We start from the raw sequence: 13931 nt of genomic DNA, 5'->3' as shown, positions 1-13931 counted from the left end.
GTGCAGGGTTACCAATCGGTTTATGATGAATCATTGGTTGAATGTTTCTGTCGCTTTTTGATCTTCGGGGCGGCTGGGGGAGGTGTGCCCCTTCTCGGCCAGGCTGCCGCTGGCGAAGGTCCGGATGGCCTGCTCCATCGCCTGCCACTGCGGCAAAAGTCTGCTCGAGAATCGGTAAATCAGCGACAGATCGTCGCCGATGTGGATATCCCGCTGGCAATCGGCGCTGGTGGTGGCGTGATCGGGCCCCGGCAGGATGCAGCGCACGGCGTAGGTGGAGCCGTCCGGCAGGGGTGCGGTGAGGAGCACTTCCTGCTCGTAGCCCGAACTTGCCTTCAGCCGGCGCAGGGTCAGGCCCGCCGGAGCTTTTTCCGGCACACCGTCGAAGAGATGCGAATAGATCGGCTCGACCCGCCCGGACATGTCGCGTGACATCGTGCTCTGCGACAGTTGCGCGAAAATCAAGCTTTCCGGGCTTGCCACGTCGTTGAAGCGGCTTCGGTTTACGGCCGTGTAGCCCTCCATCTCCGGCCAGGTCAGGTAGAGGTCGATCCGGTCTGTCGGGCCGCTCGTGCGCTGGTCTTCGAAGCGGATGGCGTTGGCCGGCAGGCGCAGGAGGTCCTGGCCGATCAGGACGTTCACGACGGCGCGGTCTTCGGTGTGTCCCGCAAGCGCGATGTGCTCGCCGAGCTTCCGCCCGCCGATGCTGATGGCGACGGTCAGGCAGGCAAGCACGGCGACACCGAACGTCAACCGCTTGAGGAAGCGGGGCGAAACGAGGGTGTCCGCTTCGGTGTCCATGGCGTGTGGGCCTGCGTGCATGATCGTCCCGTAGCGACCCGAGGGGGAGTGGGGCCAAGCGAGACGCTACCGGGTGGACCCGGCGCGGAGCTTGCTTGCATGCAACCGAAGGTGTTTCAGTTACGGTTGATATTCGGTTAACGGGCGGTCGAAGACGGATGCAGGTCTTCAAAAAAACGGCGGCCGGCCCAAGGGACAGAGCCGACCGCCAGGGCCGTGGTCGGGACGGGGATTGGGACTGACCGGGCCCTTTCTCTTGCTGCAGGCCGTAGCCCTTCCGAAGGAGGGCGTCCGGGATCGACGACTACTTCACGCTGCCGACGACGACCGTCGCGCGACCGTCCTCGAGCTTGACCCATCGGCCGGCGTGGCGTTCGGACTGGCGCTTGAGGAAGCGGTACTCGGTCTCCGACCAGAGCAGGACCTTGTCACGCATGTTGTCCAGGACCAGGTCGCCGCGATCGGTGCGGACGGTGAGGACGGCATGGCCTTCACCGTTCGGCTGCAGGACCACGGTGATCAGCAGGTCGGAGGCGGAGAAGCCGGCTTCGATCAGGCGCTTGCGCTTGAGGAGGACGTAATCCTCGCAGTCGCCTGCGCTGCCGGGGTAGCTCCAGCGTTCCTCCACACCGTAGATCTCGTCGTCCGTCATCGGTTCAACCGAGCTGTTGACGCTGTAATTGATCTCGAGGATCTGCTTCCAGCTCTTTTCCGTCAGCGCGAGCGGGCGGTCCGCCTCGGTGGCGGTGCACTCGTCAGCGTGCTGCTTGCAGAACTCGTAGTGGCCGATCGGCTGGTTCGTCGGCCCCGCGATCGACATGCTCGCAGGCGCTGCGCCAGCGGCCGAGCCGAATGCGACGGAAATCAGAACTGCGAGCGTCCCTGTCCAGGAAGTCTTCTTGATCATTGCCGTGTCCCTGTGTTGAGGGAACAATGGCACTAATTTTTTTACTCCACGCGAAGTTGCGAAGTATAATTGAGATCAATATTTCGACGAGTAAGAATAAAATGCAAACTTCATTTGATCTGTATTTGAGGCAAATTTAAGTAAAATTGTATCGATTTTCTGGGGCGCAGAAGGGCATGCCGCGTCGGTGCCATCCACGCAGGTCATTGTATTTACGTGGTTTTATAAAGCGGTACGGCGCTGCAGGTGCAGGCGCGGCGCGGGTGGTCCGCTCGTGGCGCCGCTGTCCGGCCATCGATGCCGGGTCATTCACGGCGCTTCGATCGCCTTCGACGTCTGCAAATCGAACTCGCGTCCGACGGAAAAATTTCGGGACGACTTGGGAATGTGCCGGTTCGGATCAGAGAAAGGCCGTCAGGGCTTCCTTGGACTGCACGCTCGAGAACTCGATGGCGACGCCTTCCTGGAAATGGCGGACGACCTTGCCGCGCATGTTGCCGAGCTGGACCGGGGTGCCGACGGCCGGGCGAACCTCGATGTCGATCGCCGCGCCAGACAGGGAGAGGTCGATGATGCGGCACGGATAGTGGCGGCCGTCGTCGAGAGCGAGCTCGGTGCGGCTGTTCCGCGGCGTCAGGCGATCGTGCTGGCGGTCTTCGGGCAAGCCGAGTTCATGCTTGTTGGCGATCCAGGTGAGCTGGGCCGCGAGCTTCTCGCGCTTGCGTTCGGTCGCGTTGACGAGGATGACGAAGCCGTCGTCGGTGCTCTTGCTGACGGTGCCCTCGATACGACCGAGGTGGTCGACATAGGCGATGATCCGTTCGCCCGCACGCGGACGCGCGTGGCAGGCGAAAAACACGTCGCCCGGTGACATGTTGATGACGGTGCATTCGTATTCGTCGTGATTGGGCAGCATGAGGCGGCCGGGGAGATTGACGGAAACGCGCTGGAAACTCCGCTGGTCAGGCTGTGTTCTATGAGTCGCCGGCGACGTTTGCTGAAACGAATACATGGGCGGACGGGGGCCTGATTAATCTCTCTTTCCAACTCCTAATCTTTCGAGGTTAATAGTTCGTTCCTGCGTCGTTGCAACTGTTGGCAATTGGAATGATTTGCGGTTGTAGGCGCTCACGGCTCGTTCTGGCGGCCGCCATCGAACACCTTGAGGTGAAGGATACGGCGGACGGCCTGTCCGAATTCGTGGCGCCGGACGGCGACGACGGCAGTCGCGGGGTTCGCAGGCAAGGCCTCGGCGGCATCCACGTCTGCGAGTGCCATGGGAATGGCCTCGACCGTCTTCAGGAGCAGGTGACGGAGCGGCATGTCCAGCGGCTGGACGGCGGTGAGGGGGCAGAAGGCGCCGAAGATGCGGTCGGCGCGCGAGGTGTGCGACGTCATCGGCAGGAGCGTGATCTCCACGGGGGTGGCCTGGACCGAGCGCCCGTAAGCGGCCGCATGCAGAACGGCGGGCGTGCGCTGGCTGGTGATGTTGTGGCAGATCCGCAGGATGCGGGGGCGCAGGTCGGCGGGAAACAATCGTTCGAAGCTGGTCGTCCGCAGTTCGCGGCCAAACAGGCTGCACAGCCTCGTACCTGCGAGCCGGAACGACACACCGCCGCCCGGGAGTTGTTCCAGGATGAAAAGGTCGGGTAGAAAATGCTGGAGCGCCGCCGGTGCGATGTCGCGCCGGTTGGGGATGTCGCGGTTTCCTTTCACCGCCGACCAGTGTTGATAGATCGCTCGCGTCGTCGCCTGCATCGGTATTCCATCCCGCGCTGTATCAAACCGGCACGTCATGTGCCGGCGTCCGCCGGTTCGGAATTACCAAGCGAAGATCGTGCCAGCCCCGACATTAAGGTTAACCCTTGGTTTCGATTGTGCGTCTTGTCCGGGCATGGCACAGGATAGTCACGACTTCCTGAGGGGAAACCTTCAGCACGCATTTCAGGGCCGGGGTTTTGGGGGCTCGGGGCCGTATGGCGAAAGCTGTACGGCCCTTATTTTATCTGTATAAGCGCTGGTCATACATTTTCTTATCGGCGGATTTTATGAGTGATACTGACGACAGCGGCCTTGTGGTCCCGGAAAGTGCCAGGAAGCGGGAGCCGGCCTTCAACCTGCCGGGCAGCCTCGTCGCAGCCCTTGCCCTGCTGACATTCGTCCATGTCGTACGGACCTACCTGCTGACGCCACAGCAGGACGAGTGGGTGCTGCTGCAGTTCGCTTTCATTTCCGCCCGATACCTGCCGCAGTTCATGGCGGCGGATTGGGCCTGGCTGTGGACGCCGGTGACCTATTCCTTCCTGCACGGCAGCTGGGAGCACCTGATCTTCAACGGCTTCTGGATGGTGGCATTCGGGGCGCCGGTGGTCCGCCGGATCGGCACCCGGCGCTTCCTCGCGTTCTGGTGCCTGTCGGCGGCCGCGTCGGTGGGGCTTCATTGCGCGTTTCACTGGGGCGAGGTGGTCGTGGTGATCGGCGCTTCCGGCGTCGTTTCCGGCCTGATGGGGGCGGCCGCGCGCTTCGTCTTCTCGCCAAGCGGGCGAATCAGCCGGCAGTTCGCGCACGTGAACCGGCGGATGACGATCCGCGAGGCACTCTCGAACCGCTCCGTCCTGGTGTTTTCGGCGATCTGGTTCCTCACCAATTTCGCCATCGGCTTCGGCCAGCTTTTCAGCGACACGGAGGGTGCGTCGATCGCCTGGGAGGCCCATATCGGCGGATTCCTGTTCGGCTTTTTCTGCTTTCCCCTGTTCGACCGGCTGCCGCCCGTCGCGGACGCCGAGCGCCGGGCCGGTTAAGGCTAAGCTCGGTCCGGACTTGCATTCCACGGCCCCCTGGCGCACGATTGTCATGTTCCGGCTGGCACATGCACGCCGGAACGCAGGTGGGTCTGTCCTTGACCGGTCCACCGGTTGGCAGGGTGTCCCTGTCCGGAAACCCTGCCTCTCTGCGGCATGATGCACACGGGAGGAATTGCATGTATGTAAAGTCCATTCTTGACGAAAAGGGCCGAAACGTCGTTACCGCCGGTTCGCAGCTCACCGTTCGTCAGGCTGCTGTCTATCTTCATGACAATCACATCGGCGCGATCGTCATCGTCGACCGTACCGACCAGATCTCCGGCATCCTGACAGAGCGCGACATCGTCGCCGCGATCGCCAAGAGCGGGGCCGATTGTCTCGACAGGCCGATCTCGTCCATCATGTGGGGCAACGTGCATCGTTGCGGCGAAGCTGCGACGGTCGAAGAAGTGATGGAAATGATGAGCACGCTGCGCTCCCGTCACATCCCGGTCGAAAAGGACGGACGCCTCGTCGGCATCATCTCGATCGGCGACGTGGTGAAGGCGCATATCCGGTCGATCGAACGCGAAGCGGCCGAGATCAAGGCGTACATCGCCGGCTGATCACGCATCCTTGCTGAAGTGGGCTTGCGAAAATAAGGACGGGGCGCCGGCGGCGCCTCGTTACGCTCGCCTTGAAAACCGCGAGAGCGATCCAGCGTCAGCGCGACAGCACTTCCTGCATGCGCTTTACTTCCGAAATCTTCGATTTGGCCTCGAGGTAGCCGCGGTCTATCGCCTCGCCGGCGCGATGGAATTCCGAAAGGCCGATGTCGCCGAGGCGGGGCAGCAGCGAAAGATCCGGAGGATCGCCGGCCAGGCGGGCGCGGGCGATCCGATCCTGGATGATGTTGAACGACTGCACCATGGCACCCATCAGCCCGAGGCGCGCTTCGCTGTTTTCCTGCCGCGGCGCGCGGTCGATGTCCTGGACGGTGGCGGTGTGCTTGATCACCGCCGACCGGCCGTAAAGGTCGTAGTTCAGGTTGACGGCGACGACGAGCGGCTCCTCGTGCGCGCGGCAGACGGAGACGGGGACCGGGTTGACCAGCGCGCCGTCCACCAGCGTGCGGCCGTTGCACTTGATCGGCTCGAAGATGCCGGGCAGGGCGTAGGAGGCGCGTATCGCCGTGATCAGCGAGCCGCTGGTGATCCAGACTTCATGACCGCTGTTGATCTCGGTTGCGACCGCGACGAAGGGACGGTCGAGTTCCTCGATCGAATGGTGCTCAAGGTGCTCCTGCATGCGCTTGGTCAGCCGCATGCCGCCGAACAGGCCGCTGCCGCGGATGGTGAAATCGAGCAGGCTGGCGATGCGGCGCATGGTCAGCGACCGGGCGAAGCTCTCGAGTTCATCGAGCTTGCCGGCAAGATAGCAGCCGCCGACGAGCGCGCCGATCGAGGTGCCGGCGATCATGCTTACCTCGATCCCCTCTTCGTCGAATGCCCGCAAGACGCCGATGTGCGCCCAGCCGCGAGCCGCACCACCGCCCAGCGCCAGTGCGATGCGCGAACGGGGCTGGGTCCCTTGTGTCGCGGGAAGCGGCATATGATTCATGGAGGGACCATCCGGCTCCGACGCATCTGCCGTCACCATAACCCGGTTTAGACTCCAGTTCAGCATAATAGGCCTCCGACGACGACAGAACTTCGTCGCCATGCTTTCAGTTCCGGCGCCGCGTCAAACTGTCCTGCATAATGAACCGCGAGCCCCATCGCAGTAGGCTCAAGAATAGCAGGCGAGCGTGGAACGGTGAGCCCGTTCCTTTTGCTCTGGCTCATCAATTGGGCGTAGTCGGGGCAGGGGCGCCGGGATGCCCGCTTCGTCGCCTTCGCATGCTGCGGCATCCGGGTGGTTGCTGGCGTGAGGACTGGCATGGTGGTTCGTACGCTACGCTTCTGTTGCTGCCACCACTACAGGCCGATTTCCTTGCCAAAGGGTAAATTTCGCGTCGAAACGGAACGGCGTCCTACTCCGTCTTGTCCTTCCGGTAGACCGCAGCGGGGTCGAACTGGATGCGGTCGTCGACGATCTCGAGCCGTGCCTCGCTGCCGTCACGGCTGACGGTGCGGTAGAAGCAGGAGCGGCGGCCGGTGTGGCAGGTGGCGTCGTGGCCGGCGACCTGAACCTTGAGCCAGACGGCGTCCTGGTCGCAATCGGTGCGCATCTCGATCACCGTCTGGAGGTTGCCGGAGGTCTCGCCCTTTTTCCACAGCGCCTGCCGCGAGCGGCTCCAGTAGTGGGCGATGCCGGTCTCGATGGTCAGCGCCAGCGCCTGCGCGTTCATGTGCGCGACCATCAGCAGTTCTCCGTCGCGCGCATCCGTCACCACGGCGGTGACGAGCCCGTGCTCGTCGAAGCGTGGGCTGAAGGCGCCGGCCGCTTCGAGTTCGCGCTTGTCCCTGGAAGGAGATGGAAAGTCGATGGCCATCGTCGGCTCCGTCTGCCGGAGCCGGCGGCGTCAGCCGCGGCCCCGGATCATGGTCATGAAGCGCGCCTGCTCGGCGGGCTCGGATTTGAACGTACCGGTAAAGGTGGTGGTCAGCGTTGTCGAGCCCTGCTTCTGGATACCGCGCATCGCCATGCACATATGCTCAGCCTCGATCATGACGGCGACGCCGCGCGGACGAAGCGTCTCGTCGATCGCGGTGGCGATCTGCGCCGTCATCGTTTCCTGCGTCTGCAGGCGTCGGCCAAAGATCTCGACCACGCGAGCCATCTTGGACAGGCCGAGCACGCGGCCGTTCGGCAGGTAGGCGACGTGGGCGCGGCCGATGATCGGCACCATGTGGTGCTCGCAATGCGAATAGAAGGGGATGTCCTTGACGAGGACGATGTCGTCATAGCCGGCGACCTCCTCGAAGGTGCGGCCGAGAACGTCTTCGGGATCCTGCGTGTAGCCGGAGAAGAGCTCCTTGTAGGCTTTGGCGACACGGGCGGGCGTGTCGATCAGCCCTTCGCGCGAGGGGTCGTCACCGGCCCAGCGCAGGAGCACGCGAACAGCGTCTTCCGCTTCCTTCTGGGTCGGGCGGCCGTCGTCGCCGACGGGGAAATTCTTGATGATGGCGTCCATGGTGCCACGGCCTTTCTGCACGTTGACTTCCGTCAATGTCGGACTCGCCATTGGCCATTCGCCTAACCCTGCAGGCTTGGGTTCCGTTGGCGGGCTCCGGGGCTTTCGGATCGCGGCGTTTTCACGCCCGATCGTCCGGCACGGTTTCCCAAACAACAGGCAAACGTTTCTTGTTGCAAAACGTTCGCCCCAACACGACATAGCATATAGTATCGCCCGATAGCTGTGGAAGAGGCCAGCGGCGACACGGAATGCTTTTTTCGCGGAAACGATAGAATATCGTGCCCGGATCCATCAGAGATGCAGAAACCCATGAAAACGTGGACAAATCCTTATGGACGACATCTATAACAGCCGCATCCTCGAATTTGCCGGCAATATTCCGCGGACCGGGACGCTCGAGGATGCCGATGCGGAGGCGAGCGCCCATTCCAAGCTCTGCGGCTCCCGGGTGAAGATCTGGCTGAAGATGGACGGCGACCGTGTGTCGGATTTCGCCCACGAGGTGAAGGCCTGCGCGCTCGGCCAGGCCTCGTCCTCGATCATGGCGCGCCACGTCATCGGCGCCACGGCCGCCGAGTTGCGCAAGGCCCGCGAGGACATGCTGGCGATGCTGAAGGCGGACGGCGAGGGGCCGGAGGGCCGCTTCGAGGACATGCGCTTCCTGCGGCCGGTACGCGACTACAAGGCCCGCCACGCCTCCACCATGCTGACCTTCGATGCCGTGGTGGACGCGCTCGGGCAGGTCGAGGCACGGCGGCTGGAGAAGGCGGGGTAAGCGATGCGCGCGCGATCGCCCTATTCCGTCATCCCGGCCCCCGAGCCGGGATCCAGCGCGCTCAAGTCCTTGAGCGCAGAGAACTTCTTCCGCGCCGCAGACGCGGCGCCGCTGGATGCCGGCTCGGGGGCCGGCATGACGGAGAAGTCGGGAGCCTGGCCGATCGATGTGTAGCGGGCCTGATTGCAAGCGCGGCGGCGGGCATTCCGCTGGCCGAGAACCCCGCGCCGGCAGTCCGCGCCCGACGGGCCGCAACTGGTCCGGCCCGTTCCGCAAGACCCCGGGCCGCCTGTTCGGCATGGCTTTCATCCGCCTCTACCAGCTGACGCTCTCCGGATTCATCGGCAATTCCTGCCGGCACGTGCCGACCTGCTCGGAATACGGCTACGAGGCGATCGCCCGCCATGGCCTGTGGCGAGGCGGCTGGATGACGCTGTTCCGCGTCTCCCGCTGCGGGCCGGGTGGAACGTCGGGTTTCGATCCGGTGCCCGAGCGGCTGGCTGCGGGCGTCGCGTGGGCGCCGTGGCGGCTGTGGCGGGTCTAAGTCGGGTCCGGCCAGCGTGCAGTCTAAGTCGGAAATGCCCGCCTGGTGATCAACGATCAAAGGTCCCAATAGGGCGGATCACCAAATGTCTTCTTCAGATGATCGGCGATGGCGCGCAACTTCGCGGACGGGTTTCGTCCCTGCGGATGAGCCATGTAGATGAACTCCGGCTCCGGCTTCTGGTCCACTTCGATTTCCTGCAGCAGTCCGTCCCTGATCGCCGGTCCGGCTATGAATGCGGGCAGCATCGCCACCCCAAGACCGGCGGCAGCGGCATCGCGTAACATGTCGCCGTTGTTCATGCCGAGCGCGAATCGCGCCCTGACGATGACAGTCCCGCTCTCGGTCTGGAAGCGCCAGTCGGCAACCCCGCGGTTGGTGTAGAAAATGCCCTGGTGTGCTTCGAGGTCCCTCAAGGTGCGGGGAGCACCAAACCGGCTCAAGTAGTCGGGCGAAGCTGCCAACACTCTGCGGCTCGGAGCCAGTTTCCACGCGATGAGGCGGGAATCGGATATCGGCCCGTTCCGGATCACCGCATCGTAGCCATCGGATACGGCATCCACACGCCGATCATCGATATCAAGGGTCAATTCAAGCTCCGGATGCTCGCGCAGGAACGGATAGAGAGCCGGGCCGAGATGGAGCCGCCCGAAAGTCACCGGGGCTGCGATTCGTATGGGACCGGCGAGCGTTCCGCGTCGTTCCGACATGTCGGTGGTGGCATCCTCGATTTCACGAGCGATGCGGCGCGCGCGTTCAAGGAACGCCGAGCCGTCCTCCGTCAATGTCAACTTGCGCGTCGTGCGGTGCAGAAGTATTCCGCCGACCGCCTTCTCCAGTTCCGCAAGCCTTTCGCTGACGACCGACTTAGAGAGGCGAAGCCGTCTTGCAGCCTCGGTAATCGAGCCGCCATCGACGATTGCGACAAAGGCCGCGATGCCTTCCGTCTTTAGCATTGTTCGGTGAATCCGGATTACAGTTCCAATATTCGAAGACTAATCCGAACGATTGAAAAATGCCATCTTCCGGTCATCGCAGCGGACGGCACCGGGCCATCCGCGATGTTCAGGAGACGAAACAATGAATCGGTTGATCAACAAGGTCGCAATCGTCACAGGCGCCAGTTCCGGCATAGGGCGGGCCACCGCTGCGCTCTTTGCCGCCGAAGGCGCAAAGGTCGTGGTCGGAGCGCGTCGGCAAACAGAACTCGATCTTTTGGTAAGGGAAATCGAAGCACACGGCGGCAGTGCCGTTGCTGTCGCGGGCGATGTCCGCTCGGAAGATTATCACAAGGTGCTCGTCGAGACTGCTGTCGAGCGCTACGGCAAGCTCGACATCGCATTCAACAACGCGGGTACGATCGGCGAATCGGGGCCAAGCACCGATGTGTCAGAGGCCGGCTTTTCCGAAACGCTGGCAATCAACCTGACGGCCTCCTTCCTTGCTGCCAAGCATCAGGTGCGCGCAATGTCGGCCAATGGTGGCGGTTCGATCATCTTCACCTCCACCTTCATCGGCTACAGCTTTGCCTTTCCCGGCGTCGCTGCATACGCCGCAAGCAAGTCCGGTCTTATCGGTCTGACTCAAACGCTGGCTGCCGAATACGGGCCGCAGAACGTGCGGGTCAACTCCATACTTCCCGGCGCCGTTGATACGGACATGTATCGCGACGTGAACGACACCGCCGAGAAGCAGGCATTTGTGACGGGGCTGCATGCGCTGAAACGGGTCGCATCCCCGGAGGAACTGGCGCGCTCGGTTCTCTACCTCGCCTCCGATGACGCGAGCTTCGTGACCGGCACGGCATCGCTTGTAGACGGCGGGGTATCGATCACCCGCACATAGCACAGGGTTCCGGCGGCAGGGGTGGCAATCGGTGTTGCCGCCCTGTTTTCGTGTTGCAGATCCAAAGCCCGTAGCGCCGCCATCGGGCCACCCCTTCCCATCCCCCCGTTTTCCCCTTATATCGCGCAGCGCATGCGCCCGCTTTTGGCGCTTTCACCGCATACCACCCGCATTCGTTGGCGGGACTGGATAGGAGAATTTCATGTCTGCACCCGTTTCCCTCACTTTTCCCGATGGTTCCGTCCGCGAGTATCCCGCCGGTTCGACTGGGCGCGATGTTGCCGAGGCGATTTCGAAGTCGCTGGCGAAGAAGGCCGTGGCGATCGCGCTTGATGGCGAACTGCGCGACCTGTCCGATCCAGTTTCGAACGGCCGGCTGGAGATCGTCACCCGCGACGACCCGCGCTCGCTGGAACTGATCCGCCACGATGCCGCGCACGTGATGGCCGAGGCCGTGCAGGAACTGTGGCCGGGGACGCAGGTGACGATCGGTCCGGTGATCGAGAACGGCTTCTACTACGATTTTGCCAAGAACGAGCCGTTCACGCCCGAAGACCTGCCGAAGATCGAAAAGCGGATGAAGGAGATCATCCAGCGCAACAAGCCCTTCACCAAGGAAATCTGGCCGCGCGAGAAGGCGCGGGAGGTCTTTTCCAGGAAGGGCGAGAGCTACAAGGTCGAGCTCGTCGATGCGATCCCGGAAGGCCAGGACCTGAAGATCTACTATCAGGGCGACTGGTTCGACCTCTGCCGCGGGCCGCACATGGCCTCGACCGGGCAGATCGGCACGGCGTTCAAGCTGATGAAGGTGGCCGGCGCCTACTGGCGCGGCGACAGTAACAACCCGATGCTGACCCGCATCTACGGCACCGCCTGGCACACGCAGGAAGAGCTCGACACCTACCTGAACATCCTCGCCGAGGCCGAGAAGCGCGACCACCGCCGCCTCGGCCGCGAGATGGACTTGTTCCACTTCCAGGAGGAGGGGCCGGGCGTCGTGTTCTGGCACGGCAAGGGCTGGCGCATTTTCCAGACGCTGGTGGCCTACATGCGCCGGAGGCTCGCCAACACCTACCAGGAAGTCAACGCGCCGCAGGTGCTGGACAAGTCGCTGTGGGAGACCTCGGGTCACTGGGGCTGGTACCGCGACAACATGTTCAAGGTGACGGTGGCCGGCGACGACACCGACGACGACCGCGTGTTTGCGCTTAAACCCATGAACTGCCCGGGGCATGTGCAGATCTTCAAGCACGGCTTGAAGTCCTACCGCGAACTGCCTGTCCGTCTTGCGGAATTCGGCAACGTCCACCGCTACGAGCCCTCCGGTGCGCTGCACGGGCTGATGCGCGTGCGCGGCTTCACCCAGGACGATGCGCACGTCTTCTGCACCGACGAGCAGATGGCGGCGGAATGCCTGCGCATCAACGACCTGATCCTGTCGGTCTACGAGGACTTCGGCTTCTCCGAGGTGGTGGTGAAGCTCTCGACCCGGCCCGACAAGCGCGTCGGTTCGGACGAGCTCTGGGACCGCGCCGAAAGCGTGATGACGGATGTCTTGAAGCAGATCGAGGCGCAGTCCGGCGGCAAGATCAAGACCGGCAGCCTGCCGGGCGAGGGCGCGTTCTACGGACCGAAGTTCGAATATACGCTGAAGGACGCGATCGGCCGCGAATGGCAGTGCGGCACGACGCAGGTGGACTTCAACCTGCCGGAACGCTTCGGCGCCTTCTACATCGACCAGGCCTCGGAGAAGCGGCAGCCGGTGATGATCCACCGCGCCGTCTGCGGCTCGATGGAGCGGTTCCTCGGCATCCTGATCGAGAACTTCGCCGGCCACATGCCGCTGTGGATCTCGCCGCTGCAGGTGGTGGTGGCGACCATCACCTCGGAAGCCGACGACTATGCCCGCGAGGTGGCCGAAAAGCTGCGTGACGCCGGGCTCACGGTCGAGACCGATCTTCGTAACGAGAAGATCAACTACAAGGTCCGCGAGCATTCGGTGACCAAGGTGCCGGTCATCATCGTCTGCGGTAAGCGCGAAGCCGAGGAACGCTCGGTCAACATCCGCAGGCTGGGTTCGCAGAAGCAGACGGCGATGTCGCTGGACGAGGCGATGGCGACGCTGATCGACGAAGCGACGCCGCCCGACGTGAAGCGCAAGGCTGCGGCCCGCGCTGCCGCCTGAAGGCTGCCGCTCGAGGGGTGCGCCCGTACCCCTCGACCCCTGCATCTGTCAGATGAATGCAACAAAACTGTCGTAGACTGTTCGCAATTGTGAAGTGCAGGGGATGCCGGTGCGGTTCAAGGAACTGTCCTACGCCAACGAAAACGACCCGCGGCTGAAGCGCTGGTTCATCCGTTCGATCGAGGGGCTTTCGGGCCGCAACCGCTATGCGGCGCTCTATGAGCGCTGGCGTGCCGAGAGCGTCGGCTGCAGCGAACGCGTCTTCGGCGAGATGCTCGACATCATCGACGTGAAGATGGACGTGGCGGGCAGCTGGCCGCCGCGCGACCTGCCCGACGCGCCGCTCGTCATCGTCGCCAACCATCCCTTCGGCATCGGCGACGGCATCGCCGTGCTGGCGCTGGCCGAACAGCTCGGCCGGCCGTTCCGGGTGATGATCCACAAGGATCTCCTCAAGGTGCCGGAAATGGAGCCCTATTCGCTGCCGGTCTCCTTCGAGGAGACGAAGGAGGCGTTGGCAATCAACATGCGCACACGCCACGAAGCGGTGCGGCTGCTCAAGGAAGGCGTGACCATCATCGTCTTTCCCGCCGGCGGGGTGGCGACTGCGAAGCGCGGCTTCGGCCGGGCGCAGGACCTGCCGTGGAAGATCTTTCCGGCCAAGCTGATCCAGGCGGCGCAGGCTAATGTCATCCCGATCTTCTTCGAGGGGCAGAACGGCGCGCTGTTCCACATCGCCAGCAAGATCTCGCTGACGCTGCGGCTGTCGCTCTTGATCCGGGAATTCAAGCGGCTGTCCGGCTCGACGATCTCGGTGCGCATCGGCGCCATGATCGGCTGGGACCAGCTGAGCGCGATCCCGGACCGCAAGGATCTCCTGACGCGGATCTACGACGCCGTGTTTGCCATGCAGCCGCCGCGGCGGCTGCGGTTCAAGCGGGCGGGTTGACGG

16 protein-coding genes are annotated in these 13931 nt (G+C 63.4%); 8 read left to right on the top strand and 8 right to left on the bottom strand.

The window, feature by feature from the left end; all coding sequences use genetic code 11:
* Nucleotides 1-30: 30 nt before the first annotated feature.
* From GGQ64_RS00740 to GGQ64_RS00725, 4 genes are all read right to left on the bottom strand, one after another.
* Complete coding sequence (locus GGQ64_RS00740) at nucleotides 31-801, bottom strand: hypothetical protein (protein WP_246422220.1); 771 nt, start codon at nucleotides 799-801, stop codon at nucleotides 31-33.
* Nucleotides 802-1105: 304 nt separating this feature from the next.
* Nucleotides 1106-1708 carry a transglutaminase-like cysteine peptidase gene (locus GGQ64_RS00735; protein ID WP_183797863.1) on the bottom strand — a complete coding sequence of 201 codons (603 nt, stop codon included), beginning with the start codon at nucleotides 1706-1708 and terminating at the stop codon, nucleotides 1106-1108.
* Between the two features lie 400 nt (nucleotides 1709-2108).
* Nucleotides 2109-2720 carry a PilZ domain-containing protein gene (locus tag GGQ64_RS00730; protein WP_183797861.1) on the bottom strand — a complete coding sequence of 204 codons (612 nt, stop codon included), beginning with the start codon at nucleotides 2718-2720 and terminating at the stop codon, nucleotides 2109-2111.
* Nucleotides 2721-2836: 116 nt separating this feature from the next.
* A complete protein-coding gene (locus tag GGQ64_RS00725) occupies nucleotides 2837-3466 on the bottom strand; it encodes a PAS domain-containing protein (protein WP_183797859.1) in 630 nt (209 codons plus the stop codon).
* A gap of 290 nt (nucleotides 3467-3756) precedes the next feature.
* Between GGQ64_RS00725 and GGQ64_RS00720 the strand changes: the two genes are divergently transcribed.
* A complete protein-coding gene (locus GGQ64_RS00720; protein WP_183797857.1) occupies nucleotides 3757-4509 on the top strand; it encodes a rhomboid family intramembrane serine protease in 753 nt (250 codons plus the stop codon).
* Nucleotides 4510-4688: 179 nt separating this feature from the next.
* Nucleotides 4689-5117, top strand: coding sequence for a CBS domain-containing protein (locus GGQ64_RS00715; protein ID WP_183797855.1), 429 nt, complete (start codon nucleotides 4689-4691; stop codon nucleotides 5115-5117).
* A 97-nt stretch (nucleotides 5118-5214) separates the two neighbouring features.
* Here the strand turns inward: GGQ64_RS00715 and GGQ64_RS00710 are convergent, their stop codons facing one another.
* The 3 genes from GGQ64_RS00710 to folE form a co-directional block, all read right to left on the bottom strand.
* Nucleotides 5215-6177 carry a patatin family protein gene (locus tag GGQ64_RS00710; RefSeq protein WP_183797853.1) on the bottom strand — a complete coding sequence of 321 codons (963 nt, stop codon included), beginning with the start codon at nucleotides 6175-6177 and terminating at the stop codon, nucleotides 5215-5217.
* A gap of 346 nt (nucleotides 6178-6523) precedes the next feature.
* A complete protein-coding gene (hisI, locus tag GGQ64_RS00705; protein WP_183797851.1) occupies nucleotides 6524-6985 on the bottom strand; it encodes a phosphoribosyl-AMP cyclohydrolase in 462 nt (153 codons plus the stop codon).
* A 30-nt stretch (nucleotides 6986-7015) separates the two neighbouring features.
* A complete protein-coding gene (gene folE / locus GGQ64_RS00700) occupies nucleotides 7016-7627 on the bottom strand; it encodes a GTP cyclohydrolase I FolE (RefSeq protein WP_183799074.1) in 612 nt (203 codons plus the stop codon).
* Nucleotides 7628-7961: 334 nt separating this feature from the next.
* On the opposite strand from folE, the gene GGQ64_RS00695 reads away from it, so the two are divergent.
* From GGQ64_RS00695 to yidD, 3 genes are read left to right on the top strand one after another with little or no spacing between them, the layout of a single operon-like run.
* A complete protein-coding gene (locus GGQ64_RS00695; RefSeq protein ID WP_183797849.1) occupies nucleotides 7962-8405 on the top strand; it encodes an iron-sulfur cluster assembly scaffold protein in 444 nt (147 codons plus the stop codon).
* Between the two features lie 3 nt (nucleotides 8406-8408).
* A complete protein-coding gene (locus GGQ64_RS00690; protein ID WP_183797847.1) occupies nucleotides 8409-8579 on the top strand; it encodes a hypothetical protein in 171 nt (56 codons plus the stop codon).
* Nucleotides 8572-8949, top strand: coding sequence for a membrane protein insertion efficiency factor YidD (gene yidD, locus GGQ64_RS00685; RefSeq protein WP_183797845.1), 378 nt, complete (start codon nucleotides 8572-8574; stop codon nucleotides 8947-8949). Before GGQ64_RS00690 ends, yidD begins: the two co-directional genes overlap by 8 nt.
* A 56-nt stretch (nucleotides 8950-9005) precedes the next feature.
* Here the strand turns inward: yidD and GGQ64_RS00680 are convergent, their stop codons facing one another.
* Nucleotides 9006-9905, bottom strand: coding sequence for a LysR family transcriptional regulator (locus tag GGQ64_RS00680; RefSeq protein WP_183797843.1), 900 nt, complete (start codon nucleotides 9903-9905; stop codon nucleotides 9006-9008).
* A gap of 124 nt (nucleotides 9906-10029) precedes the next feature.
* Between GGQ64_RS00680 and GGQ64_RS00675 the strand changes: the two genes are divergently transcribed.
* From GGQ64_RS00675 to GGQ64_RS00665, 3 genes are all read left to right on the top strand, one after another.
* Nucleotides 10030-10794, top strand: a complete 765-nt coding sequence (locus tag GGQ64_RS00675; RefSeq protein ID WP_183799071.1) for an SDR family oxidoreductase — start codon at nucleotides 10030-10032, stop codon at nucleotides 10792-10794.
* A 202-nt stretch (nucleotides 10795-10996) separates the two neighbouring features.
* A complete protein-coding gene (thrS, locus tag GGQ64_RS00670) occupies nucleotides 10997-12979 on the top strand; it encodes a threonine--tRNA ligase (protein WP_183797841.1) in 1983 nt (660 codons plus the stop codon).
* A 109-nt stretch (nucleotides 12980-13088) separates the two neighbouring features.
* Complete coding sequence (locus GGQ64_RS00665) at nucleotides 13089-13928, top strand: 1-acyl-sn-glycerol-3-phosphate acyltransferase (protein WP_183797839.1); 840 nt, start codon at nucleotides 13089-13091, stop codon at nucleotides 13926-13928.
* Nucleotides 13929-13931: the final 3 nt, after the last annotated feature.

The organism is Mycoplana azooxidifex (genome assembly GCF_014196765.1).
GTDB classification, from domain to species: Bacteria; Pseudomonadota; Alphaproteobacteria; order Rhizobiales; family Rhizobiaceae; genus Mycoplana; species Mycoplana azooxidifex.
Note: the sequence above shows the minus strand (reverse complement) of the source record. Positions and strands in the feature narration are given on the sequence as shown.